This window comes from Halopenitus sp. H-Gu1 (genome assembly GCF_041821145.1).
In the GTDB taxonomy this organism is placed as follows: Archaea; Halobacteriota; Halobacteria; order Halobacteriales; family Haloferacaceae; genus Halopenitus.
This window is the reverse complement of the sequence record NZ_JBGUBC010000001.1, coordinates 24,058-45,732: the sequence shown is the minus strand read 5'-3', so window position 1 is coordinate 45,732 and position 21,675 is coordinate 24,058. Positions and strand designations below refer to the sequence as shown.

At 64.5% G+C, this 21,675-nt stretch carries 23 protein-coding genes; 4 read left to right on the top strand and 19 right to left on the bottom strand.

Features of this window, described 5'->3' with window-relative positions:
* Window positions 1-183 precede the first annotated feature (183 nt).
* From ACERIT_RS00250 to ACERIT_RS00210, 9 genes are all read right to left on the bottom strand, one after another.
* The gene (locus tag ACERIT_RS00250; RefSeq protein ID WP_373672788.1) at window positions 184-984 is read right to left on the bottom strand and encodes a helix-turn-helix transcriptional regulator; all 801 of its coding nucleotides are present in this window, start codon (window positions 982-984) and stop codon (window positions 184-186) included.
* Between the two features lie 275 nt (window positions 985-1,259).
* Window positions 1,260-1,868 (bottom strand): hypothetical protein, encoded by a 609-nt coding sequence (locus ACERIT_RS00245; RefSeq protein ID WP_373672787.1) that lies wholly within the window; start codon window positions 1,866-1,868, stop codon window positions 1,260-1,262.
* Window positions 1,865-2,284, bottom strand: coding sequence for a hypothetical protein (locus ACERIT_RS00240; protein WP_373672786.1), 420 nt, complete (start codon window positions 2,282-2,284; stop codon window positions 1,865-1,867). Before ACERIT_RS00240 ends, ACERIT_RS00245 begins: the two co-directional genes overlap by 4 nt.
* Window positions 2,271-3,038 (bottom strand): hypothetical protein, encoded by a 768-nt coding sequence (locus ACERIT_RS00235; RefSeq protein ID WP_373672785.1) that lies wholly within the window; start codon window positions 3,036-3,038, stop codon window positions 2,271-2,273. Before ACERIT_RS00235 ends, ACERIT_RS00240 begins: the two co-directional genes overlap by 14 nt.
* Window positions 3,035-3,571: a hypothetical protein gene (locus ACERIT_RS00230; RefSeq protein ID WP_373672784.1), complete on the bottom strand. Its 537-nt coding sequence runs from the start codon at window positions 3,569-3,571 to the stop codon at window positions 3,035-3,037. The genes ACERIT_RS00235 and ACERIT_RS00230 overlap by 4 nt, the downstream gene beginning before the upstream one ends.
* Window positions 3,564-4,397, bottom strand: coding sequence for a hypothetical protein (locus tag ACERIT_RS00225; protein WP_373672783.1), 834 nt, complete (start codon window positions 4,395-4,397; stop codon window positions 3,564-3,566). The genes ACERIT_RS00230 and ACERIT_RS00225 overlap by 8 nt, the downstream gene beginning before the upstream one ends.
* Complete coding sequence (locus ACERIT_RS00220) at window positions 4,394-6,460, bottom strand: type II secretion system F family protein (protein ID WP_373672782.1); 2,067 nt, start codon at window positions 6,458-6,460, stop codon at window positions 4,394-4,396. Before ACERIT_RS00220 ends, ACERIT_RS00225 begins: the two co-directional genes overlap by 4 nt.
* Window positions 6,457-8,766: a type II/IV secretion system ATPase subunit gene (locus tag ACERIT_RS00215; RefSeq protein ID WP_373672781.1), complete on the bottom strand. Its 2,310-nt coding sequence runs from the start codon at window positions 8,764-8,766 to the stop codon at window positions 6,457-6,459. The genes ACERIT_RS00220 and ACERIT_RS00215 overlap by 4 nt, the downstream gene beginning before the upstream one ends.
* A 165-nt stretch (window positions 8,767-8,931) precedes the next feature.
* The gene (locus ACERIT_RS00210; RefSeq protein ID WP_373672780.1) at window positions 8,932-9,882 is read right to left on the bottom strand and encodes a hypothetical protein; all 951 of its coding nucleotides are present in this window, start codon (window positions 9,880-9,882) and stop codon (window positions 8,932-8,934) included.
* A gap of 298 nt (window positions 9,883-10,180) precedes the next feature.
* On the opposite strand from ACERIT_RS00210, the gene ACERIT_RS00205 reads away from it, so the two are divergent.
* The 3 genes from ACERIT_RS00205 to ACERIT_RS00195 all read left to right on the top strand — a co-directional run bounded on the left by ACERIT_RS00205 (window position 10,181) and on the right by ACERIT_RS00195 (window position 12,761).
* The gene (locus ACERIT_RS00205) at window positions 10,181-10,612 is read left to right on the top strand and encodes a cobalamin B12-binding domain-containing protein (RefSeq protein WP_373672779.1); all 432 of its coding nucleotides are present in this window, start codon (window positions 10,181-10,183) and stop codon (window positions 10,610-10,612) included.
* Window positions 10,609-11,736, top strand: coding sequence for a methylmalonyl Co-A mutase-associated GTPase MeaB (gene meaB, locus ACERIT_RS00200; protein WP_373672778.1), 1,128 nt, complete (start codon window positions 10,609-10,611; stop codon window positions 11,734-11,736). Before ACERIT_RS00205 ends, meaB begins: the two co-directional genes overlap by 4 nt.
* A gap of 80 nt (window positions 11,737-11,816) precedes the next feature.
* Window positions 11,817-12,761, top strand: a complete 945-nt coding sequence (locus ACERIT_RS00195) for an alpha/beta fold hydrolase (RefSeq protein WP_373672777.1) — start codon at window positions 11,817-11,819, stop codon at window positions 12,759-12,761.
* Window positions 12,762-12,775: 14 nt separating this feature from the next.
* Here the strand turns inward: ACERIT_RS00195 and ACERIT_RS00190 are convergent, their stop codons facing one another.
* From ACERIT_RS00190 to ACERIT_RS00145, 10 genes are all read right to left on the bottom strand, one after another.
* Complete coding sequence (locus ACERIT_RS00190; RefSeq protein WP_373672776.1) at window positions 12,776-13,219, bottom strand: Zn-ribbon domain-containing OB-fold protein; 444 nt, start codon at window positions 13,217-13,219, stop codon at window positions 12,776-12,778.
* Window positions 13,216-14,382: a thiolase domain-containing protein gene (locus ACERIT_RS00185; protein WP_373672775.1), complete on the bottom strand. Its 1,167-nt coding sequence runs from the start codon at window positions 14,380-14,382 to the stop codon at window positions 13,216-13,218. Before ACERIT_RS00185 ends, ACERIT_RS00190 begins: the two co-directional genes overlap by 4 nt.
* An 85-nt stretch (window positions 14,383-14,467) precedes the next feature.
* Window positions 14,468-15,220 (bottom strand): proteasome assembly chaperone family protein, encoded by a 753-nt coding sequence (locus tag ACERIT_RS00180; protein ID WP_373672774.1) that lies wholly within the window; start codon window positions 15,218-15,220, stop codon window positions 14,468-14,470.
* Window positions 15,221-15,302: 82 nt separating this feature from the next.
* Window positions 15,303-15,503 carry an RNA-protein complex protein Nop10 gene (locus tag ACERIT_RS00175; protein ID WP_373672773.1) on the bottom strand — a complete coding sequence of 67 codons (201 nt, stop codon included), beginning with the start codon at window positions 15,501-15,503 and terminating at the stop codon, window positions 15,303-15,305.
* Window positions 15,504-15,521: 18 nt separating this feature from the next.
* Window positions 15,522-16,322 carry a translation initiation factor IF-2 subunit alpha gene (locus tag ACERIT_RS00170; protein WP_373672772.1) on the bottom strand — a complete coding sequence of 267 codons (801 nt, stop codon included), beginning with the start codon at window positions 16,320-16,322 and terminating at the stop codon, window positions 15,522-15,524.
* 17 nt (window positions 16,323-16,339) lie between these two features.
* Entirely contained in the window at window positions 16,340-16,513 is a 174-nt protein-coding gene (locus ACERIT_RS00165; protein WP_373672771.1) for a 30S ribosomal protein S27e, read from the bottom strand.
* A gap of 2 nt (window positions 16,514-16,515) precedes the next feature.
* Window positions 16,516-16,797: a 50S ribosomal protein L44e gene (locus tag ACERIT_RS00160; protein WP_039400251.1), complete on the bottom strand. Its 282-nt coding sequence runs from the start codon at window positions 16,795-16,797 to the stop codon at window positions 16,516-16,518.
* A gap of 250 nt (window positions 16,798-17,047) precedes the next feature.
* Entirely contained in the window at window positions 17,048-18,121 is a 1,074-nt protein-coding gene (mfnA, locus tag ACERIT_RS00155) for a tyrosine decarboxylase MfnA (RefSeq protein ID WP_373672770.1), read from the bottom strand.
* A 45-nt stretch (window positions 18,122-18,166) separates the two neighbouring features.
* A complete protein-coding gene (ppsA, locus tag ACERIT_RS00150; protein ID WP_373672769.1) occupies window positions 18,167-20,473 on the bottom strand; it encodes a phosphoenolpyruvate synthase in 2,307 nt (768 codons plus the stop codon).
* 122 nt (window positions 20,474-20,595) lie between these two features.
* A complete protein-coding gene (locus ACERIT_RS00145) occupies window positions 20,596-21,129 on the bottom strand; it encodes an inorganic diphosphatase (RefSeq protein ID WP_373672768.1) in 534 nt (177 codons plus the stop codon).
* Window positions 21,130-21,263: 134 nt separating this feature from the next.
* Between ACERIT_RS00145 and ACERIT_RS00140 the strand changes: the two genes are divergently transcribed.
* Window positions 21,264-21,623 carry a PadR family transcriptional regulator gene (locus ACERIT_RS00140; protein ID WP_373672767.1) on the top strand — a complete coding sequence of 120 codons (360 nt, stop codon included), beginning with the start codon at window positions 21,264-21,266 and terminating at the stop codon, window positions 21,621-21,623.
* Window positions 21,624-21,675 lie beyond the last annotated feature (52 nt).

Below are 21,675 nucleotides of genomic sequence, written 5' to 3'. Positions count from 1 at the left end.
TGGCCGGGCGCCGATCCGTCAATTACGAGTCGCCACCGACGGCTCGTGGTCCCGTTGACGACGACCCTCCAAGCCGGTCCTCGTTCGACCGGTGTTTCTGCGTCCTCCGTCTCGACGATCAGGGACCCTGATCCGGATCCGATCGAGCCCGACTATTGATTCCGCCTCCGACTTCGACTCGGGCTACGTGTCCACTGCCTCGGCCAGCGGCTGTGATCGCTGCCAGAGCCGCTCGAACCAGTCTGTCGCCCACTCGGCGACCGTCGGCTCGTCCTCACAGGCCAATATCGCACGCAGCGCGTTCTGGTCGTCGTAGGCGACCACGCACGTCGTCCCCTCGAAGGCCAGCAGGCCGGCCGAAAGCGGGTCGGGGTGGATCTGCACCGTGATGTCCTCGCGTTCGCGGGCGCGATCGAAGGCGACCGGAAAGTTCTCGGCGGAGGCGGTGAGCACCCGTTCGTCGATCACCAACTCGATCGTCGCCCCCGTTTCGAGCAGGTCCAGGGCGGCCTCGTTGAACGTCCGCGTGACGATGGGCGAGATGCTTCGGACGTGCGTGCCGCGTGCGTCCTCGAAGCGGTCGAGCAGGTCCTCGACCGGCGCGAGCGGGTCGCTTGAGGTGGCGACGGTCAACTCGCCGGCGGCGAACGCCTCCGGCGGCGGTCCTTCCGGCAGCGACGTGAGGTGGCTTGCGAGGGGTGCGAACTCCCGGGCGCGTTCGGCTGCCGCGAGGAGTTCCTCGTAGGCGGCATACACCTGCTCACCGGTGGGCGTCAGCTGATAGGTCGCGTTGTGCTCACAGACCCAACACCGTTCGCGAAATCCCGCGAGCACGCGCTGGACCGTGGTCCGCGTCGAGTCGACGCGGCGCGTGATCTCCGCGGGACGTAGCGGCTCCTCGCGAAGGACCCGCAGGATCGCGATCCGTCCCGGCGATCCGGCGAGATAGCGAACGTCGCCGTGTACCTCCTTCGGCGTCGACATCGATGTGGTCCCATTGCGGCAGAGAGCCCAAATACGTGTCGTCCGTGGTCGCTTCGAGGACGCGTCCCCCGTCTCGCTTCAGCCCCTCGTTTTGAATCCTCATTCCCTCGCCGTCTCCCGAGTTTTTACCTCTCGATATCACTCCCGTTTTTCGCTCTCGTATCGCGTTCACCCCGCATCGTTCTTATCTCGGCATCCGTGCTCATCCCGGTATCGCTCTCATCCCGGCATCACGCTCATCTCACATTGCACTCATCCCAGTATTACGCTCACCCTTACCCCGGCATCGAGATCACGATCGTCGACTCGTGCGTTCCGTCATCGTGGGTGATCTGCACCGCGATGGCGACGGCCACGATCGTTGCGGTGTCCGCACGCTCCTGGAGGACGATGCCGTCGTCGGCCACACACTCGCCGAATGCACGGTTTCGCCCGCCCGGACAGGTGTCCGCCGCCCACCCCGATGCGGGCGCGGGCGCGAGCCGCGCGGTCAGGATGACGCCCTCATCGAGGGCAAATCCGGCCATCCCGTCGAGATCGTCCCCGAGTCGGGATCGATAGATCGTGGCCGCCTCGGACCGATTCGCCCAGTCGTGCTCGCCGGCGACGGACTCCAGATTCGCCGTGGCAGTTCGTTCGAGCGCGTCGTGGGCCGCCCGATCCGAGGCCGGTCCCGATACCGCGGTTGCGCCGGATGTTCCCGTCTCGACCGCCGGCTCGCTTTCGACGTCGCCGACGTAGCCGAGTTGGAAGTACGCGATCGCGAGCGGAACGAGTGCCAGCGCGATCACGACCGCCGCGAGCAACACGAGTTGGCCACGGTTCCGTTGGGTTGCGTTTGCGGTCCCGGCTGGCTCAGCCGATCGGCGGTCGCAGTCGCTCATCCGTGCCACACCGCCACGCGAACGATGCCGTTTCGGGTGAGAACCGACGCATGACCGACCGTCGCGCCGCGTGGTGGTGCCATCCCGACCGAACCGTGGGGTGTTACGATCCGGTACTGGAGGCGATCGGGAACGAGATCGTCCGCCCGCTTTGAAAGCGGCTCCCGTTCGGCCGCGAACGACTCCCCGGAGGCGATCGCCGTCCCGAGTGGTGCGGGTTCTCCCTCGGCGCCGCGTTCGTTCGCGAGCAGCGTCCCCACGTCGGCGGCGTAGGCGTCGAGTTGCGCCTCCCGCGTCCCCGCGTCCGGGAGCGCGATCCCGAAGGTCATCGCGACGCCCAACACGAGGACGACGCCGATCGCGGCCTCGACCGACGACAGCGACAGCTGGCCGCGACTCCGATCACGGCCGTTCATCCACGGTCACCTCCAGCACCGCCGTGGATCGTGATTCCCGTTCGATCGTGACCTCGAGGATGCCGAGCCCCTCGAAAGCGAGCCTGCTCCGAGCGCGTCGGGGAAGATCGACCCGTGCGGTTCCTTCGAGTCCACCCGGTCGGTGGAGTACGACGCGCCCGTCCGCGCGAACGGTGGTGACGTTTCCGGAAACGGTTCGAACGCTCGCACCCGTGGCGTTCCCCGGGATCGCGATCGAAGTGCCGTTTTCGGGCACGTGGACACGATTGCTTTCCTCCGTGGTCGCGGCCAGCGAGACGATCCGTCGGATCGTGGTGCCGCCGCGAACGTCGCCGCGTTCGAGGAGCATTTGGACGGTGTCCCCCTCGTCGTCGCTCCGGCTCCGGAGTCGGAGTCGGATCGCCTGATCGGTTGCTGCCGGAACCGTTTCCTCGACTGTTTCAATGGTCAGTCCCGCCGTCTCAGTTCGGTCAAGGACGTTCCGTCGCCGCGTCGTCGGGCCGTCGGCGGCCACCAGTCGGTCGGCGATCGAGACTGCCGCGCTCCGCTCGATGCTGTCGCGTTCGGCCGACGCCCGCGCATCCGTGGCGACCGCGAGGGCGATACCCGTCGCCGCGACGAGAAGCACCAGCGCGACGACCAATACGGGGAGGTTCGCCTGTGCTCGCCGGTCACCGTCGAGGTGGGAGTCGGCCTCCTCGATTTTGAGACGATTTCGGATCCGACTCCGGCTTCCAGATCTCTCCCGACTCATCGTGTCACCAGCTCCAGGGTTACTCCGTCGTCGGTCTGTCTCGCGACGACGAGAAGCGTGCCGCCGCTTCGCCACTCGCCATCGATCGTCGTCACGGGTGCCGGCATCGCCGGTTCCCGGCGTCCACCTACCGCGTGGTGGGGATGATCGAGCAGGATCGACTGCCCGTCGGTACGGATCCGATAGGGCTGGCCGCGGATCGTCGCCGGAAGATCGATTCGCGTTTCGACGGCCACACGGTGGACCGTGGTTCGATCCGTTCCGGAATCGACGACGGGAACGGACGTCTCGATCCCGTTCGAGGCCGTCGCGAGGGTTCGATCGCCGAGTTCGATGGCGGTAGCGGTGCGATACTCGGGGACGACGCCGCCATAGAGGGTCGCCGAAAGCATCGCGACGAACAGGACGACGATGCCGATCTCGAACAGCTTGCCGGTCACCGGCGTCACCGCCCGATCGGTTCGGCGGAGCCATCCCCGTGTTTCCCGCCGTGATCGCGATTCGACTCGGCAGCATTCGTGATCGCTAGCCACGTCGCACCTCCACCGTGACCTCCCGGACGAGCATGTGTCTTGCCCGCTCATCCTCGATCGTGAGGACGACGCTCGGGTGTGCATCACCCGGGAACGTCGTCCGTTCGACCGTCGCCTCGACTCCCGCCGTCGCGGCTACCCGCTCGAACGAGCGTGCAAGCGCCGCCGGCGCGGGGGTCTCGATCGCCACACGGAACGTGCCGACCCCGAGATTGCGACGGTCGTGTCGAACCGTGGTTTCAAGCGTGAGGCCGCTTCCCGGTCCGGATCCCGCTCGGATGCCGGATCCGGTCCCGGATCCGACTTGGTTCGCGCTACCAGCGTCACCCCCAACGCCAGTCCCCGAGACCGCCATGTGCGTCTCACCTGTGAGCACCGGCAACGTGAACGCGACCGTCTCATCGGAGGCGAGGATGGACGGATCACGCGTGACGACTGCGCTTTCCCCCTCCCCGCGAATGACCGCCCCGGCGACGGTCTCGACGCGTCGCGTCCCCGATTCGGAGACGTATCGGATCCCGTTCGCCTCCCAGTTCGTCCAGGTTCCGTCCCTCTCGACTCGAACCGTCCGCTCGACCGTCTCGACGCGCCCCGCCGATACCGGGAGTCGTCGTCGCCGGTGGCCGGGTGCGGCGGTTTCCTCGATCGCGGTGGTCAATGCTGCCGTGACCCGATCGGCCTCGATCGTCCGTGCGTGGTCCTCGATGACGACGCCCATCCCGGCCGTGATCACGCCCATGCTCGCGACCGTGATACCGATGAGGAGCGCAACCCCGACGACGGTCGCATTGCCGCGATCGACGCCGGGGCGATCGTCGGTGGTCACAGTAGCCCCGTTCCCGCAAAGATCAGATAACATACGCCGACGAGCGCCCCCGAGTGCAACAGCGCCTCGTAGTATCCCCGGGAGGCAGCCCCCGCGAACCACCCGGAAGCGAGCATCGTCGCCTGCATTACCACGTAGAACCGATAGCGTTCGCGTTCCGGCTGTATCGATCCCGGATCGAGAGCGAGGCTCCCCGATCCGGAGACGGCAGACAGCTGTGCGAACCCGTCGATGACGTAGACGTTGACCGCGACTACGATTCCGATCACGAGCAGCGCGGCCGTCCATCCGACGGCGACGTACACGAGCATCGCCGACCGCAATGCCCGCTTTTGGTGATAGAGCCGCCCGATCTCCGTCTGGAGCGTCTCGAAGACGGTCTCGGTATCGCTGCCAGCATCGAGTGCCCCCGTGATGAGCCCGACGGTCTGTTCGGCAAGTGGCGTGCCGACGGTGTCGACGAACCGATTCAACGCCGCGGTTCGAAGAGTTTCCCGGCTCCCTCGCTCCGCTGTTCCACCCGCAGAGGCGGCGGCGGGCGATTCGGATTCCGGGTAGTCGCCGTCCCGGCTTCCCGCTCCCGTCGTCAGGGAGAGATTGAACGCCAGATCGGCGACGTCGTCGTTCAAGGCGCCGAGATCGACGTCACGTGCCACCAGGGCGACCGCCTCCGGAAACGGCCGGCCGAGCGAGACGTGTCCGGAAACCGCGTGCACGAAGTCCTTGATCTCCCGGTCCTTCGCGTCATCGAGCCGGGCTCGTCGAACCGAGATGACCCCGACCGGAAGGGCGAATCCGAGGTAGCCGAACAACGCCACGTTCACCGGGTCGACACCGCCGCTGGCGAATCCTGCTGTGAGGAGGATCGACGGTATCGCGAGCACGACGGCGGCCGAGGCGGGGTTGTTCGGAGCCGAACGGAGGGTCGCGATCGGGCCCTCGGGTCGCTCGTAGCTCGTTCGCTGGTCGCTGGGCCGGAGTTGCTCCACGGCGGCCGCCGACGCGAGTCCGACACCGAGGATGAACGCACCGCTCCCGTAAGTGAGAACGGCACGCGTCGAGATGGAGCCAATCGGCGTCGCGATCGGCTCCGAGAGTCCCGGCGCGATTACGCCGATGATGCTCAAAATGATGACCAAAAGCGCCGGCAGCACGAGCAGGACGATGAACAGCTCCGAAAGCAACTCCAGAAAGCCCTCCGCGCGTTTCCTCGCGCGGTCCTCGCGCAGACCGAGCATTCGTCCCTCCATCCGGAGGTAGTTAGTGAGTGCGTCCTCCCCCTGGTTGGCGTGTTCGCGAAACTTCAACAGAAACGGTGCGAGCAGATCCCGGGAAGGCGTGTCCCGCGCGACGCGCCCGAGCGCCAGATCGAGACTGCCGGTCAACCGGGCGCTGTTGAGTGCCGCTCGAAACGACGTCGCCGTCTCCCCGTAGGCCTCGTTGGCTGCCGTCTTCCGTAACATCCCGCGTGCAGTATCGCTTCCCGATGAGAGCGCGTGGAGATATCGGACCGCTCCGGGAAGGGTGTGCTCGATGTCGTTGCGACGTGCTGCCGTGAGCCACCGAAGATAGCTCCCACCGAGCCGGACGATCCCACGTTTCGCTGCCGTCGCGACGACGATCCCGATTGCGGCCGCGAGCCAACCGCGCGAAACCGAGGTAAGTCCGATCGTCCCTCCGGGAACACCCGCGGCGAGCGCGGCATCGAGTCGTCGGATGAATACCGGCGAGAGATGTGTGATCGCGATCACGGCCGGGACTGCGGCGAGGACGCCACCGATCCAGGAGACGGCGTAGACACGGGCGAGGAACACCTCGAAGCTTGCTTGGATCCGCGTTCCCCGGTAGCGGTGTCTGTCCCCGGCGTGGCGGGCCGCATCCGCGTGGCGCGCGAACAGCGCGTACAGACCCCGATCGATCGCCGAGAGACGATCGTTTGCTCGATCTCGTGGACCCCCGACCGTGTTCGACCGCCGGTCGGCTCCCGGCTCTCGGGTCGATCCGGACCGGCGATCGACTCCCGTCTGCCCGTCCGCTTTCGATCCACGGTCTGCCTCGCTCATTCGTCGGCTCCCGCGGTCCGTGCCGCCCGCTCGACGGTGGCAGCCTCGTCGGTCCGGAGATCGGAGAGAAACTCGAAGAGGCCCTCGAAATCGTCTATCCCCTCGCTGGCGAGATACTGCACGTAGCGGTGTTTGCGGTGGAACTCGTCTTCGATCTCGTGGACGTCCCGGTCGGTTCGTTCCGCGAGCCGATGCAGGACGTAAAAGCCGAGGGTCCCGTCGGTTCGTGATCCGCGATCGATTCCGCCGGCGGCCGATATCCCGTCGTTGGTTTCGGAGTTTTCCTCAAGCGCCGGGTGATCGTACTCGAGACGAAATTCACCGTCCGTATCCCGCCAGGCGACCGTGTTCCAGTGGACCCGCATCTCCCCTTTCCGTATCGTTCCGCCGCCGCCTCGCCTGTCGATTCTGTCCGCTCCCTGCACGGCCTCCGCCTCAAGCGCCTCGAACTCCGCATCCGAGAGGATCTCGACGACGTGGGCGACGTACCGGTCGCCGCCGACCTTGTGCGGGAACACGACCAGATCGAGTTCTCGAAGCAGGTAGGCGGGCAGTCCCCGCTCTATCACGCGGTTTATGAGCGTCTCGACGTCCTCCGCGTGGGTCGTCCCCAGGACACCATGGCCCGTATTCAAAACCTCAGCAAACGTCTCGAAGGAGGCCGGTGTGTTGATCTCCGCTATCACCTCGACGTCGGGATTGAGGTAGTTCGTTTCAGTCATCAACTCCGCCATCGTCACTCGCTTGTACTCGTTTTCGTGCTCGCGGGTCGTCAATGAGACACCCGTCTCGTGGGGGAGGTGTACCTCACGGGATCCCTCGTCGATCGATATCGGGCGGTCGTCGAAGGGGATAAACGGCATATGGGCGTTCATGAGCGTCGTCTTGCCCACGCCGGTCGGCCCCGAAAAGAGGACGACCCCGTGATATTCGTACAAGAGCCACAACAGCGTCACGAGTTCACTCGAGAGCGCGTCATATTCGAGCAGATCGACGGGCGTGAGTGTCTCGGCCGACTGTTTCCGGATCGAGACGTGGGGTCCGCCCTCGGAGATGACGGGCAACGCCACCGCACACCGGATCGTCTCCTCGACGCCATCGACGTCGAGGTTGACCTTCGCCGAGGGTCGTGAGGCGTTTAGTTCCGTCCCGTCGCTTGCGGCCAGTTGGGTAACCACGTTGACGAACGCCCGTTCGCTCGTGAACGCCAAGTTCGTTGGAACCCGGTCGCCGGCGCCGTCGGTGCCCTCGAAGACGGTCGTTCGGGGGACGACCTTGATTCGCTCGTCGACCCGGTTCGCCTCGATGTCCTCGAGGTTCGGATCACGGATCGGGACCGTCAAAATCCCCTCGCCAACGTAATCGCGAAGGACGTAGTAAACGAGGTCATCGAGGCGATCCCGAGCGTATCGGGAGTCGACCGGAGGGACTGTGAGGTCATACTCCGCGAGCGCGGAGCGGACCCGATATCGTGTCGCCTCGAGCCAGGCACGCGTGTTTCGTGCCAATAATCGTCGAGAGAGGAATCGTCGTGCCCGGTCGGCAACGAATGCCTCCCGGTCCTCCAGGACGCGATCGACGTTCGTCTCCCAGATGCGCGCCTTACACGCCTCGATGAGCGCCTCGTCGCCCGGCAACAGATCGGGTTCCAGTACTGCGTACTTGATCTCGAACTGGTCGGAGCCCAACAGCCGCTCGCGATAGACGACGACGTCGACTGAAAATCCCGCGAACGGGACCGTGTATCGATGAAGCCGTTCGCCGGCCACGCGATCGACGTACGCCGCCTCGACGCCCACGTCCGTTTTGACCGGCGCGAACGACACCGTGTGGACGACGAGTTCGTCGGCGTCGCCGATGTCCGCGACCTCGATCCGGTCATCGACCGCAAGTGGCGTCAACTCACCGAGCAGACGGAGTTCGCTCAGCGCGTGGTGGTCGATTCGACGACGTGCCGCGTGTGAGGTCTCGAGTAGCCGATCGAGTGCACGCTCGTATTTCGGCTCGAACCCCCTGTCGGCCCGCTCGATGACGCCCTCCCGCGTGAGGGGTCGGCGATGGCGGATCGCCGAGAAATGTTCACGGACCACCTCGAGAGCGGCTTCATCATCCGGCGAAAGCGGTGGGGACCGGCTCTCGTAGACGAACTCCCCGTCGGTCTCCCGAATCGTGGTTACCACGCCCGCGATCGGTTCGTATTGCGCCCGTACATCGGGTGTATACCACGCGTCGGGGTGCTTCGGTGCGACCGGGGCTGGAACGGGTGGCTCGGAGAGGATATCCTCGAACCGGTCTTCGACACACACGGTACTTCCTCGTGGATATCGTTGCTTCAGTCGGGTCCGTATATAACTCTTCGTTTCACGGAATTAAATATAGAATAAGAGATGGTGAACGGGTAAGACGACCTTCACATTTCGATTCGTTACCGGCCGTTCTCGATCGTGGGAGCGGTGATCGCGTGTCTTCGGTTACCCGGTTTTCGTTAATCGTCGGAGGACGTGTCGTCTATCCGTTCGGATCCGGTCCGTCAGTTCCGCGATCGCGGACAACACCGGATGGTCCGTGCCATCGGAGTCGGCATAGAGATACTCGTGAAATGACGGCTGGTCGTCCGCGGGGGCATACGGCGGATCCCGCAGGGTCTCCTGTCTGTCGTTCGAAAGGCTCCCGCACGTTTCCTCCAGATCCCCGAGCGTCCGCCAGACGTCCTGGCACGCCTCGAAGGTCGGAGCCGCGTCTCCGTCCTCCAGATGTGAACGGAGGGCAGTTCGGGTTCGATCCATCCGGGTGAGGCGCGTCTCGACATCGTCGAGTTCCGCGAGTTCCGCGTCGACTGCATCCAGTAACTCCGTGCGTGCGGCGCGGGCACCCTGACTCCGGGCGACGATCGTCGCATGAAGCGGGGAGGAGACTCGTTCCTCCGTGAGCAGCGCCGTGGCGACGTCCGCACCGAGTTCCTCCCTGAGGCTCTCCGCGAGCGAGTCGTCATACTCCTCGGTGTAGTGTGGCACCGACATAACGGTCTCCCGGTAATCCGAACAGACCCGATCGCGAAGGTTGTCAGGGGGGAGGGGAGCCCGCGTTTCGAAGCGTGTGAGACGGACCGTCCCGCCCGTCCCCCCCGTAGCGGAGAACTCGTCGGCCTTGTGGGGCGTCAGTCCACGCGTTCGATCGATGAACTCCTTAAAAGCATCCCGTTCGTCGACGATTCGTCTCCGTTCTTCTCGGACCTGCGGGCGCGCCTCGGAGATGTACATGAAGGTCACGAGGGCCGCCACCGCGAGGACGATTATCCCCGTGGCGACCCCCGGATCCGAGAGGGCGGCCGACACCTCACATGAGGCCGCCGAACACTCGACAGCAGTCGGATCCCGTGCCCCAACCCGGAAGGTCACGGAGCCGACCGATGTTGTATCCATGATACTTTTACACACACCCTCAAACCACAAAGCCTTTCTGCTCTTGAGGAATGGAGTGAGGATTTCGCGTTCCACCCGCTCGTTATTAGTTTGGCCGCCGTCGCCCTGTCGAGTGATCTCGTCACGATTCCATTTAAACCCACGCGTCAGTTCTCCACGCCGTCCGCGAGACGTTCTCTCGTTCGGCAGTCGGTGGGATTTTCCCAATCATCAGGACGGGCGTTCTCCCCGTCTCCGTGCGATCGTCCGGCCCCCTCGTTTCGTTAGAGTCAAACCTCGCACTCGTGAACCGTCACCCATGCACACTCGCGAGGAGCGGACCATCCGCTGTCTCGTCGCCAAGGTGGGCCTCGACGGACACGACCGGGGTGCCCACGTCATCGCGCGAGCGTTCCGGGATGCGGGTTTCGAGGTGATCTACTCCGGACTCCACCGTGCGCCCGAGGAGATCGTCCAGGCGGCGGTCCAGGAGGACGTCGACGTCCTCGGCATCTCCATCCTCTCTGGAGCCCACGACACCCTCGTTCCGAAGGTACTCGAGGGGCTCGAGGAGTACGGCGCTCTCGAGGATACCCTCGTTCTCGTCGGCGGAATCATCCCCGAGGAGGACGAACGTCGGCTGAAGGAACTCGGCGTGGCCGAGGTGTTCGGCCCGGGGACGCCAATGGAGGAAACGATCGCGTTCGTTCGCGAGCACGCGCCGGACCGCGAGCGTGAGTCCGAGCGATGACCGATCGATCCACCGACGGTCCGGACGAAACGACCGATCGCGAGGATTCATCGTCATCCGCCTCCGCACTCGTCGACGACCTTCTTGCCGGCGAGCATCGCGCACTCGCCCGCGTCATTACTCGGATCGAGAACCGATCTGCAGACTATCGGTCGATCGTCTCGCAGCTCCATCGACACGCCGGCGACGCGGCGGTGATCGGGATCACGGGATCGCCGGGCGCCGGGAAGTCCACACTCGTCGACCAGCTCGCACGGGCCTACCGAGACCGCGACCTCACCGTCGGCGTGATCGCCGTCGACCCCTCCTCTCCGTATACGGGCGGCGCCGTCCTCGGCGATCGGATCCGGATGGCCTCGAATGCGGGCGACATGGACGTGTTCTTTCGCTCGATGAGCGCTCGTGGCCAACTCGGCGGGCTCTCGGCCGCGACGACGGACGCGATCACGGCCCTCGACGCGTTCGGCAAGGACGTGATCCTGATCGAGACCGTCGGCGCCGGACAAAACGAGGTCGACATCGTCCGCACCGCCGACACCGTCGCGGTTCTCGTCCAACCCGGATCCGGCGACGACGTCCAGCTATTGAAGGCCGGCATCCTCGAAATCGGCGACGTCTTCGTGATCAACAAAGCCGACATGGAGGGTGCCACGAGGACCGTGTCCGAACTCGAGGAGATGCTACACCGGCGTGAACACCCGACTGCGGGCGTTGAAACGGGCCACCACGGGACGGTTGCACGCTCGGACGACCGGGAGACAGAACCCGATCGTGACGGCGATCTCGCCGCGACCGACGGTGATTCGGACGAGTGGCACCCGGAGATCGTCGAGACGGTCGCGACCAAAGGGACCGGCGTCGAGGAGCTCCTCGAAGTCCTGTCGGCCCACCGCGAGTACCTCGAATCGTCGGGGCGGCTCGCGGAGGCCGCGCGCAGTCGATACGCCGCCGAGATCCGGACTCTCCTCCGAAACGATCTGGCCGATCTAATCGAGGAGGAGATCGACCGTCGTGGCGGGATCGACGAGCTTGCACGCCGCGTTCACGAACGCGAGACGGATCCCTACACCCTCACCGAAGAGATCCTCGCGCCGATCGCCGAGTCGATCCGCGATCGGCGGTGAGTCCCCGGGGACGTTCAGAATCGCTCCGTGATCGTCGTTCGCACGGCAATCATAAGCCGACGGGGAGTCAACGATCCGGCATGAATCGAAAGCGACTGGTGAGTGCATTCGCGTTCGGGATCGGGGCCGCCGTCGGGTACAATCGCGGCCTTCGTGGCGATCCTGACTCACTTGAATCGCCGCTTCTCGGCGATCCGGAATCGTTTCCGTGGCGGGGGATGGACGCCGCCTACGTCGAGGCGGGAGATCCCGACGCTCCGACGGTCGTTCTCGTCCATGGCGTTAACGCCGCCGGATCCGCCGGCGAGTGGCGAACCGTTTTCGATGCCCTCGCCGAGGAGTACCATCTCGTTGCTCCCGATCTTCCGGGATTCGGCCGATCCGACCGGCCGCCACTGCGGTACTCCGCGACCCTCTATCAGGAGTTCCTTCGGGAGTTTCTCGCATCCTTCGAGCGACCACACGTCGTCGCGTCCTCGCTTTCGGCGGCGTACGTGGCCGCGATCGCCGACGATCCGGACGTGTCGATCCGCTCTGCCTGTTTCATCATGCCGACTTCGATCGCCGGACCCGATCCGCCGAAAACGTGGCTGCGGGAGGCGATACGGAGCCCGATCGTCGGTGAGATACTTTTCAACCTCCTCGCCTCGAAACCGTCGATCAGGTATTTCAACGCCGATCACGGCTACTACGACCCGGACGTGGTGGCGGAAGAATGGATCGACTATGAGTGGCGAACCGCCCACGTCGCCGGCGCTCGGTTTGCACCTGCATCGTTCATCTCGGGCCACCTCAATGCCGACGCCGACCTCTCCGAGGCGATCACGACCATCGACGCTCCCGTCACGCTCGTGTGGGGCCGCGAGACCACGATCACCCCCCTTTCGGAGGGCCGCTCGCTCGCTGAGACGACCGGGAGCACCCTCGTCGTCTTCGATCGAGCCAAGCTACTGCCACACGTCGAACATCCGGAGGCGTTCCGCGATGTCCTCCGGGACGTCATCGAAGGGCGAGTCGGTGAGTGAGGACGAACTCGTAGTTACGGGACGTCGACAGGGTGGAACGCAACAGTCCGACTCCCGTTCTCCCGCGTTTCGACCGTCGCTTCGACCGATAGCCCGATCGGGATCTCCTCGTCGATCGGCTCGACGTCACGAAGCAGCCCCGTGAGTCGCAGTGGTCCGAACTCTGCGATCGCAGTCACGTACGGGACGTCCGCGGCGAAGGCGGGCGATCCGACGTGGACCACGGTGAACGTCCGGAGCGTTCCGGTCGAGGGGAGCGGCTCCTCGGATAGCTCGCTCGATCCGCACTCCGGACAGACGCGCCGCGGCGGTAACGAGGCGTGGCCGTTCGGACATGCCATCGCGTATCCCTCGCTGGCCGCAAGCGCGTCGAGCCACTCGTCGTGGCCCGTGTTCGCGATACGGGAGGCGGCGGATTCGCCGTCATCGACGTCGTCGCCGACACCGTCCTCGCTCATGCGACCACCTCCAGGACGTGTACCACAGCGCTCGCCACGCTCCCTCCGGCGTTGTGTGCGATCCCGACCTCTGCGTCGGGAACGGACTCGGCATTCGGATGGTCCCCGCGGAGCAGTCGGGTCACCTCCACGATCTGCGAACCGCCCGTGGCGCCGACCGGATGGCCCTTCGCCTTCAGTCCGCCGGAGAGGTTTACGGGGATATCTCCGTCGGGCGTGGTGAGTCCCTCCCGCGCTGCGGTGATCCCCTCCCCGTGTGGAACGAATCCGAGCGATTCGATCGCAAGTGCCTCCGCGATCGTGAAACAGTCGTGGACCTCCGCGACGTCGACGTCCTCCGGACCCACTTCCGCCTCGGCGTAGGCCGATTCGGCCGCGCGGGTCGCCGCGGGCGTCCGCGCGAGGTACTCCCGATCGGCAAGCGCCATTCGATCCGATCCCTGACCGGATCCAGTGACGGCGATCGGTGCGTCCACACCGTTCGCGTTCGCGTAGGCTTCCGAGACGAACACGACGGCGCTTGCGCCGTCGGTGATCGGACACGCATCGAACAGATGCAGCGGCGAGGCCACCGGCGGCGACTCGAGTGCTTGTTCGACACTCACCCGCTCGCGATACTGTGCGTACTCGTTCGGGACCGCGTTCTCGTGGTTCTTGCTCGCGATGTGGGCGAGATCACGCCGCGTCCCGCCGTAGGTCTCGAAGTACGCCCGGGCCATGAGCGCGTAGGCGCCGGGGAAGGTCATTCCCGCCTTGACCTCGAAGAGATCGTCCGCCGCCGTCGCCAGTCCCGCGGTCACGGCGCCGGTCTCGAGATGACTCATCCGCTCCATTCCGCCGGCGATCGCGATGTCGACGTCGCCGGCCCGAACCGCTCGAACCGCCTCGCGAACTGCAACCCCGGCTGAGGCACACGCCTCCTCATAACGAGTGGCTGGACACGAGACGCCTGCTGCCTCCGCCATCAGGGGTGCCTGATGACCCTGGTTCTCCGCGATCGATCCCATGTAGTTGCCGTAGTTGAGCACGCCAACGTCCGATCTCGTGACGCCCGCGTCCTCGATCGCCTCCGCCGCCGCCTGCGCAAACAGATCGCGTCCCGTTCGCTCCGGATGGCTACCGAACCGGGTAAGCCCGACACCGGCGATGCGTACGCTTCCCATACGATGGGATCGACGCCGCGCCGTATAGGCCTGCCGACCCCGCGGACGGCCGACGGGACTGTCTCGTTCGACCGCCGTCCGATCCTCACCCGATGTACCGGAGTTCGTCGTCGCCCATCGAGGGGCCCTCCTGCATTTCCTGTATCTTTCCCGTGACTTCCTCCATCTCCTCGGCACGGTCCTCAAGCGAGCCGAAATCGACCTCGAAATCGAGTTGTGCCTCGAGCACCTCAAGCACCGCGCCGGCGCTTTTCGGATCCACGAGATAACCGCTCGTCTCGCCCATCAGGCACGCAACTTGCAGTCCCCGACGGTGACCGAGACCGAGAATGAGTCCGGAGACGCCGACGATCCCGCCCGCGGGCTCGTCCGCTCGAAACTCGACGTCGACCGCCTCGAGCTCCTCGCGCAATGCGGAGTCGCTTATTGCGCCGAGGACGGAGTATTCCTCGACGAGCTCGCCGGTCGGAATGCCGCCGAGCGCGAACGCCCGCTCGACGCCGAACGACTCCGCGATGTCGAGAAATGCGGTCGTGAGTTGGTAGTGTCCGGCGTTCGTCGCCGCTTGGTGGTCGCCAGTCAACACGAGCAGGTCGGTCCCGTCCATCTCCACTGCGTGAAACTCCGCGCAGGTGAGTTCTGCGACTCCCTCATCGTCGACGGTCACCTGTGGCGGGAACTCCGTCGCGTACACCCGACGAACGAGCGTGCTTTCACCCTCCTCCAGAAGGTGCTCGGCCGCCAGTTTTCCGACGTGCCCGACGCCAGGAAGCCCCTCGATCAGGACCGGGTCTGCGAGCTCCGGTGTCGCAACTTCGTCGATCTCGATGTCGTCCATGACCTACACTCCGGTTCGCGGGCCATAAGTGCGTGGTCATTCGTCCCGAACCCGACCGGATCGCTTGAAAATCGCGTGGCGACTATCCGTCCTCGTCGGGTTCTTCGCGCCCCCGACGGCGGGCTCGACGTCGATACTCCCCGTATCGATCCTCGGGAGAAAACGGTGGCGGGGCGCTGTTCTCGGTCGGGGATCCACAGGTCGGACATCGCTCGCCGAACGTGTAGATCGGTCGATCGTGGGCATCTCGCCAGGAACCACACACGCGAATCGGGGATTTCACTGGTCCACTCCGCGTGCGTTACTCGTTGTCCTCGTGGCGCTCACGGTGGAACGTTCCGGTTCCGCCGACGGATTCGATCGACTCCCGTGCGCGCTCCGCGGCCGTCTCGAGTTCGGCCTCGGCGGTCTTGTAGTCGGGTGCACGAACTCGGATACGGTATTCGGGGGACCCGACGTATGCGACCGTGAGCTCGACCTCCTCGGGAACCTCGCCGTTCCCCTCGGCGGCTTCTAGGGCCGCCTTGAGGTGGTCGATCCCGTCGGGCGCCGAACACTCGAGGTCGACGTAGCCGGTGACGTCCACGTACGGAACGGAGACGTTCTCGCGTGCCGTCTCCACGATCGTCTCGGAGACGTCCTCATCGAGGTCGACCCCGGAGAGCGCGTCCGCCCCGTGGATAGCGGCGTTTTCGAAGGCGTCATACAGCGATTCGTGCTCCGAAAGCAGTGCGTTTGCGACCGACTCGTACCGGTCGTCGGAGACGTCCTCGCCGAGCGCCAACAGCATCCAATTGTCGGCCTTCTGCTCGTTTTTCCACTCCTGGATCTTCTCTTTGCGCTGGTGCTCGTTGACGTCTTTGATCGACAGATCGATCTGCTTGGACGATTCGTCGACCTCGAGCACCTTCGCGACGACCGTTTGGCCCTCGCGAACGTGATCCCGGACGTTCTTGATCCAGCCGGACGCGACCTCGCTTATGTGACAGAGGCCGCGTTTGTCCTCGTACTCTTCCAGATCGACGAAGACGCCGAAATCCGCGATCTCGTCGATCTTGCCGACCACGAGTTCGCCCGGATCGGGCCATCCACTGTACTTCATGAATTGTCTGGAGGCGGTTACCGTGCCTCGACGGTCTCGACGGTCTCGCCTTCGATCGCGGCCTTGCCGCCGGTCGGGGTCGCAAGCGTCGTGCCGCAAACGGCACAGGCAACGCTCGATGACGCCTTTTCGAAGATGGTCTGTTCGTTCTCACAATCGCTGCAGGCGACGCGAATGAAGTTTCCTGCCATGATTACTCCTGGAAGGTAAGTCGTCCCGCACGCCATCCCTCTCGCATGTGGGCTTTGCCGCAGTCGGAACAGCGGTATTTCAAGTGCGTCTTCTTGGTCGGTTTGTCGCCACCGGGAACCTTCGAATATCCGCCCGCGTTGCCGATCGTCGCCAGCGCACGTCGCTGCTGGCGTGCGTCACGTTTCAGGCCGGTCTGTCGGCCCGATCGGACCTTCTCCACCTCGTGTTCCTGGTGGGAGTCACAGTGTGGACAGTACGTATTAAAGCGGCGTGGCATCTCCATGGTATCTACCTTACAGTTCGATTGGATATGGGTTCTTAAAACCTGTTTGGTCTCGCGTCGTCGCGTTCGGCGTCGATCGGACCGGTTCCCATCCCCTCCGTCCGTGCGAACGTTTATCCCTCATTCCGAACCAGGCGGCCTGTGAGTTGACCGGTGCCTTCGACGGTCAAGACGGGTGCGCGACGAGCCGTCGAAGAGCGGACGTTCCGTCGCCTGTTCGCCACTTTCGGGGTCACCCCATTTCGGCCCATTAGTCGAGGCGATCGAGGTCCCGAAGGAACGCCTCGAGCCGCTCACGGGTGACGTGGGGCATACAGACGATCCGGACCTCACCGCGTGTGGTCCGGGCCACTTTCCAGCCGACCGCACGCAGTTCCTCGAAGATCGGCTTCGGGATCGACGCCGCCACGAGTGGAAGCGTCGGGTCGACCACTTCGTATCCCCGATCGGCGAGCGCGCTCGCCAACCAATCGGCGTTCCGCTGGCTTCGTTTTGCGGCCTCACGGTATCCTTTCGGCCACAGCTCCTCGATCGCGGCGACCGCGCTTGCGACCCCCGCTCCGCTTCGTGTTCCCGTCAGCGTCGCCTGCGAGTACGTCTCCAGATAGGGCGTCTCGACGGCCAGGGCATCGAGCGTTCTCCCGTCCCGCGTGAGCAGGCCGCCCGAGGGGACCACCGCGCGCCCGAACTTGTGGGGGTCGATGGTGAGGGTGTCGATCGGCGCATCCGAGAAGGTCCAATCCCGATCGGTAAAGGGTAACACGAATCCGCCCCACGCGGCGTCGACATGCATCCGTGCATCGACCTCGTGAGCGATCGCACACAGCTCCGGTATCGGATCGACGCGACCGTATTCGGTCGTTCCCGCGACGCCGACCACGAGTGCCGTCTCCTCGTCAACAGCGGCCGAGACGGCCTCCAAATCCGCCCGCAACTTCCCATCGAGTGGGACCGTCCGTAGCTCCACGTCGAGTAGCTCCGCGGCCTTCGTGAACGAGAAGTGTGCGCTTTCGGGCACGACGACGTTCGGCTCGTTGGCTTCCGACAGGTTTCTCGCCGCTCGGACCGCCTGGATGTTGGCCTCCGTCCCGCCGGAGGTGATGTAGCCGTCGGCGGCATCGGGGGCAGGGTGGTCAACGATCTCCGCGAGGAGGTCGATCGCTTTCGTCTCGAGTCGTGAGACCTCCTCATACGTCGCCGGATCGCCCGGATTCGAGGCGAGAAACCGCTCTGCGGCCGTGCGAGCTGCCGGGTGTGGCTCTGTACACATCGAGGAGAGGACGCGATCGAACGATTCGGATTCGAGGGCGGGAGATCGTTGCATGGATCGGTTCCGGTTCCGGCTATGCCCCTCACCGGTCCGTCGACGCTATCGGACCGAATCGAGCAACAGCCGCTGTTCCTTGCGTTTGACCTCGTGTTGGACGTCCCTAACGGCATCGATGTTGGCGGACACCGAAGAGACGCCGGACTCGACGAGGAATTCGACCATCTCGCTCCTCGATCCGGCCTGTCCACAGATGCTCGTGTCGACATCGAGTTCGCGACACGTTTCGATCGTTCGCTCGATGAGTTCGAGGACGGCGGGGTGAAGCTCGTCGAATCGATCGGCGACGTGTTCGTTGTTTCGGTCGACTGCGAGCGTGTACTGCGTCAGGTCGTTCGTGCCGAAGGAGGCGAAGTCGATCCCAGCTTCGGCCAACTCCCGTATCATGAGCGCGCTCGCAGGCGTTTCGATCATTACGCCCCACCGATGCGTGTCCGGATCGATGCCCGCCTCGCGCATGTGCTCTCTGGCCCGAATCACGTCGGTGGCGTCGTTGACGAGGGGGAACATCAACTCGACGTTGTCGTACCCCATCTCGAAGAGTCGAGCAAATGCGGCCAGTTCCTGCTCGAAGACGTCCGGTTTGTCCAGACTTCGACGGATGCCGCGCCAGCCGAGCATCGGGTTGTGCTCGTCCGGCTCGTCGTCGCCGCCCTCGAGATCACGGAACTCGTCCGTCGGCGCATCGATCGTTCGCACCCGAACCGGACGCGGGTAGAACTCGTCGGCGACGGTCCGAATGCCCTCGATGATCTCGTTCTGATAGGCGCGCGCCCCGTGGTTCGCGATGTAGTGCTCCGGTGTCTCGCCCAGCGTCAACACCATGTGTTCGATGCGGAGCAGTCCGACGCCGTCGGCACCGGTTGCTGCGGCCCGTTCGGCTGCCTCAGGGATGGAAACGTTCACCTTCACCTCCGTCGCAGTCATCGGCTTGACCGGTGTCTGTGGACGTGCGGCCTCGACTGGTTCGAACTCCGTAGCGGGTTCGGCCTCGTCGTCCGTACCGGCGCGAACCGTTCCCTTGTCTCCGTCGATGGTAACCTGCTGACCGTTCTCGAGAGTCCTGGTTCCCGTGCTCGTCCCGACGACTGCCGGGACGCCGAGTTCGCGGGAGACGATCGCGGCGTGGCTCGTCATTCCGCCCTCGTCGGTAATGATCCCGGCCGCTCGCTTCATCGCGGGAACCATATCCGGCATCGTCATCTCCGTGACCAGGATGTCACCGTCCCGTACCTGGTCGAGGTGATCGAGTTTGGTGACGATTCGAACCGTCCCCGAGACGATACCGGGACTTGAGCCGAGACCGTCGATGAGTACGTCCGCTTCGTCCTCAGTGGAGGACTCCGCCCTGTCCACTGTGGCCTCGTCGGTTTCCTCGTCATCCTCCTCGACGTCCGATTCGGTTATCGTCGTGATCGGGCGTGACTGGAGCATGAACATCTCGTCGTCGACGATCGCCCATTCGACGTCCTGTGGCGTTTCGTAGTGGTCCTCGACGCGTTCGCCGAGCGCGACGAGTTTTCCGATCTCCTCGTCGCTCAGGACGCGGGCGTTTCGACGCTCTTCGGGGACTTCCAGTTCGACGGTCTCGCCCGTCTGCGAGTCCTTTTCCATCATCACCTTTTTATCGGCGATCGTGGCCTCGATCACCTCGTCAGTCCGTCGATCGTAGACGTAGTTGTCCGGGGAGACGGACCCGGAGACGACCGCCTCGCCGAGGCCCCATGCCGCCTCGATGATGATCTGGGGTTCCCCGGTCGAGGGGTGGCTCGTGAACATCACGCCGGACTTCTCGGCATCGACCATCTGCTGAACCACGACGGCGATATCGACGTTCTCGTGGGGAAATCCCTTCCGCTGGCGGTAGTAGATCGCCCGCTGGGTGAAAAGGGAGGCCCAGCAGTCCTTCACTCGCTGGAGGAGTTGCTCCTCGCGGACGTTGAGGTAGGTGTCCTGTTGGCCGGCGAAGGACGCGTCCGGGAGGTCCTCGGCGGTGGCCGAGGAGCGAACTGCGACGAACGCCTCCGTGTCGTCGTCGCCCAACTGTCGATAGCTTTCGAGGATCTCCTCGCGCACCGAGGCGGGGAGTTCGGTCCCGAGGATCAACTCGCTCGCCCGCTCTTCAGCCTCCCGAAGCGCGGCGGAGTCCTCGGGATCGACGTTGACGGCCGCGAACAGCTCCTCGTCGATCCCCGCGTCCTGTATGAAGGTTCGGTACGTCTCGGCGGTTACGGTAAACCCCGGCGGGACCGGGAGCCCGGCGCCTGTGAGTTCACCGAGTGAGGCCGCCTTGCCGCCGACTGTCTCGATGTCGTCGGCGTCCACGTCATCCAGCCAGAGTACAGCCATTGCCTGTACGCTGAAATCCGCGAGACTACCAAAGAAACTTCCGAACCGAATGTTCAGCAGTAATTACCACTCGATCGCGAGTAGTCATTTTCGCCGGACGGCGTCCCGGCTCCTCGGACCGCCTACGCTATCTGTTCGTCGTAGAGTTCGCGTGCGTGCTCGATGGCGTCCTTGGCCGCCTCCGCGTCCTCCCAGCCGAGCGTTTCGACTTCCTTGCCCGCCTCGAGGTTCTTGTAAGTCGAGAAGAACTCGTCTATCTCGTCTCTGGTCTGGGTGGTGATGTCCTCCAGATCGTTCATGTGATCATATCGCGGGTCCTCGCTCGGCACCGCGATCACCTTGTCGTCTTGCTCGCCGTCGTCGTCCATCCGCATCAATGCGATGGGACGTGCCTCGATGACACAACCGGGGAAGGTCGCGTCCTCGACGAGGACGAGCACGTCGAAGGGGTCCTCGTCGTCGTAATACGACTGCGGGATGAACCCGTAATCGGAGGGATAGTGCACGTTCGAGTGGAGGACCCGGTCGAGCACCACGCCGGGGACGTCCTTGTCATACTCGTATTTGTTCCGTTCTCCCTTCAGACACTCGACGACGGCGTAGATCGTTTCCGGGGGGTTCGGTCCGGTCTCGAGATCCGTCCAGAGGTTCGTCATGCGTCCCCTCGTCCGGCCAACGGCGTCAAAGCCCTTTCGGGATCACTCGTGTGAATCTCCGTCAGTTCGGATCCGCTCGCCCGGAGTCGATTCGCTTGCCAAGGGTTATATATACGGGTGTCATGCCTGACACTATGTCAGAGGCACAATCCGTTCGTGCCAGGGGAAGCGTCATCAGAGACCTGACCGCGTTTCAACAGAACGTCCTCATCATCCTCTCGCGGGAGGCGATGTACGGGCTCGCGATCAAACGCGAACTCGAGGATTACTACGGCGAGGACGTCAATCACGGTCGTCTCTATCCAAATCTCGACGATCTCGTCGATCTCGGATTGGTCGAAAAGAGTGAACTCGATAAACGTACCAACCAGTACGAGCTGACGGACGAGGGACACGACGCCGTTCTCGAGCGGCTCGACTGGACCCTCTCGAAGTTCCTCACCGATCAGGAGCGTGTCGCCGAAGTCCGCGATCTCATCGACGATCGCCGATAGTCTTCGCGTCCGTCCGGACCGTCACGTCGGATCTACAGGGGGAACTGGCCGA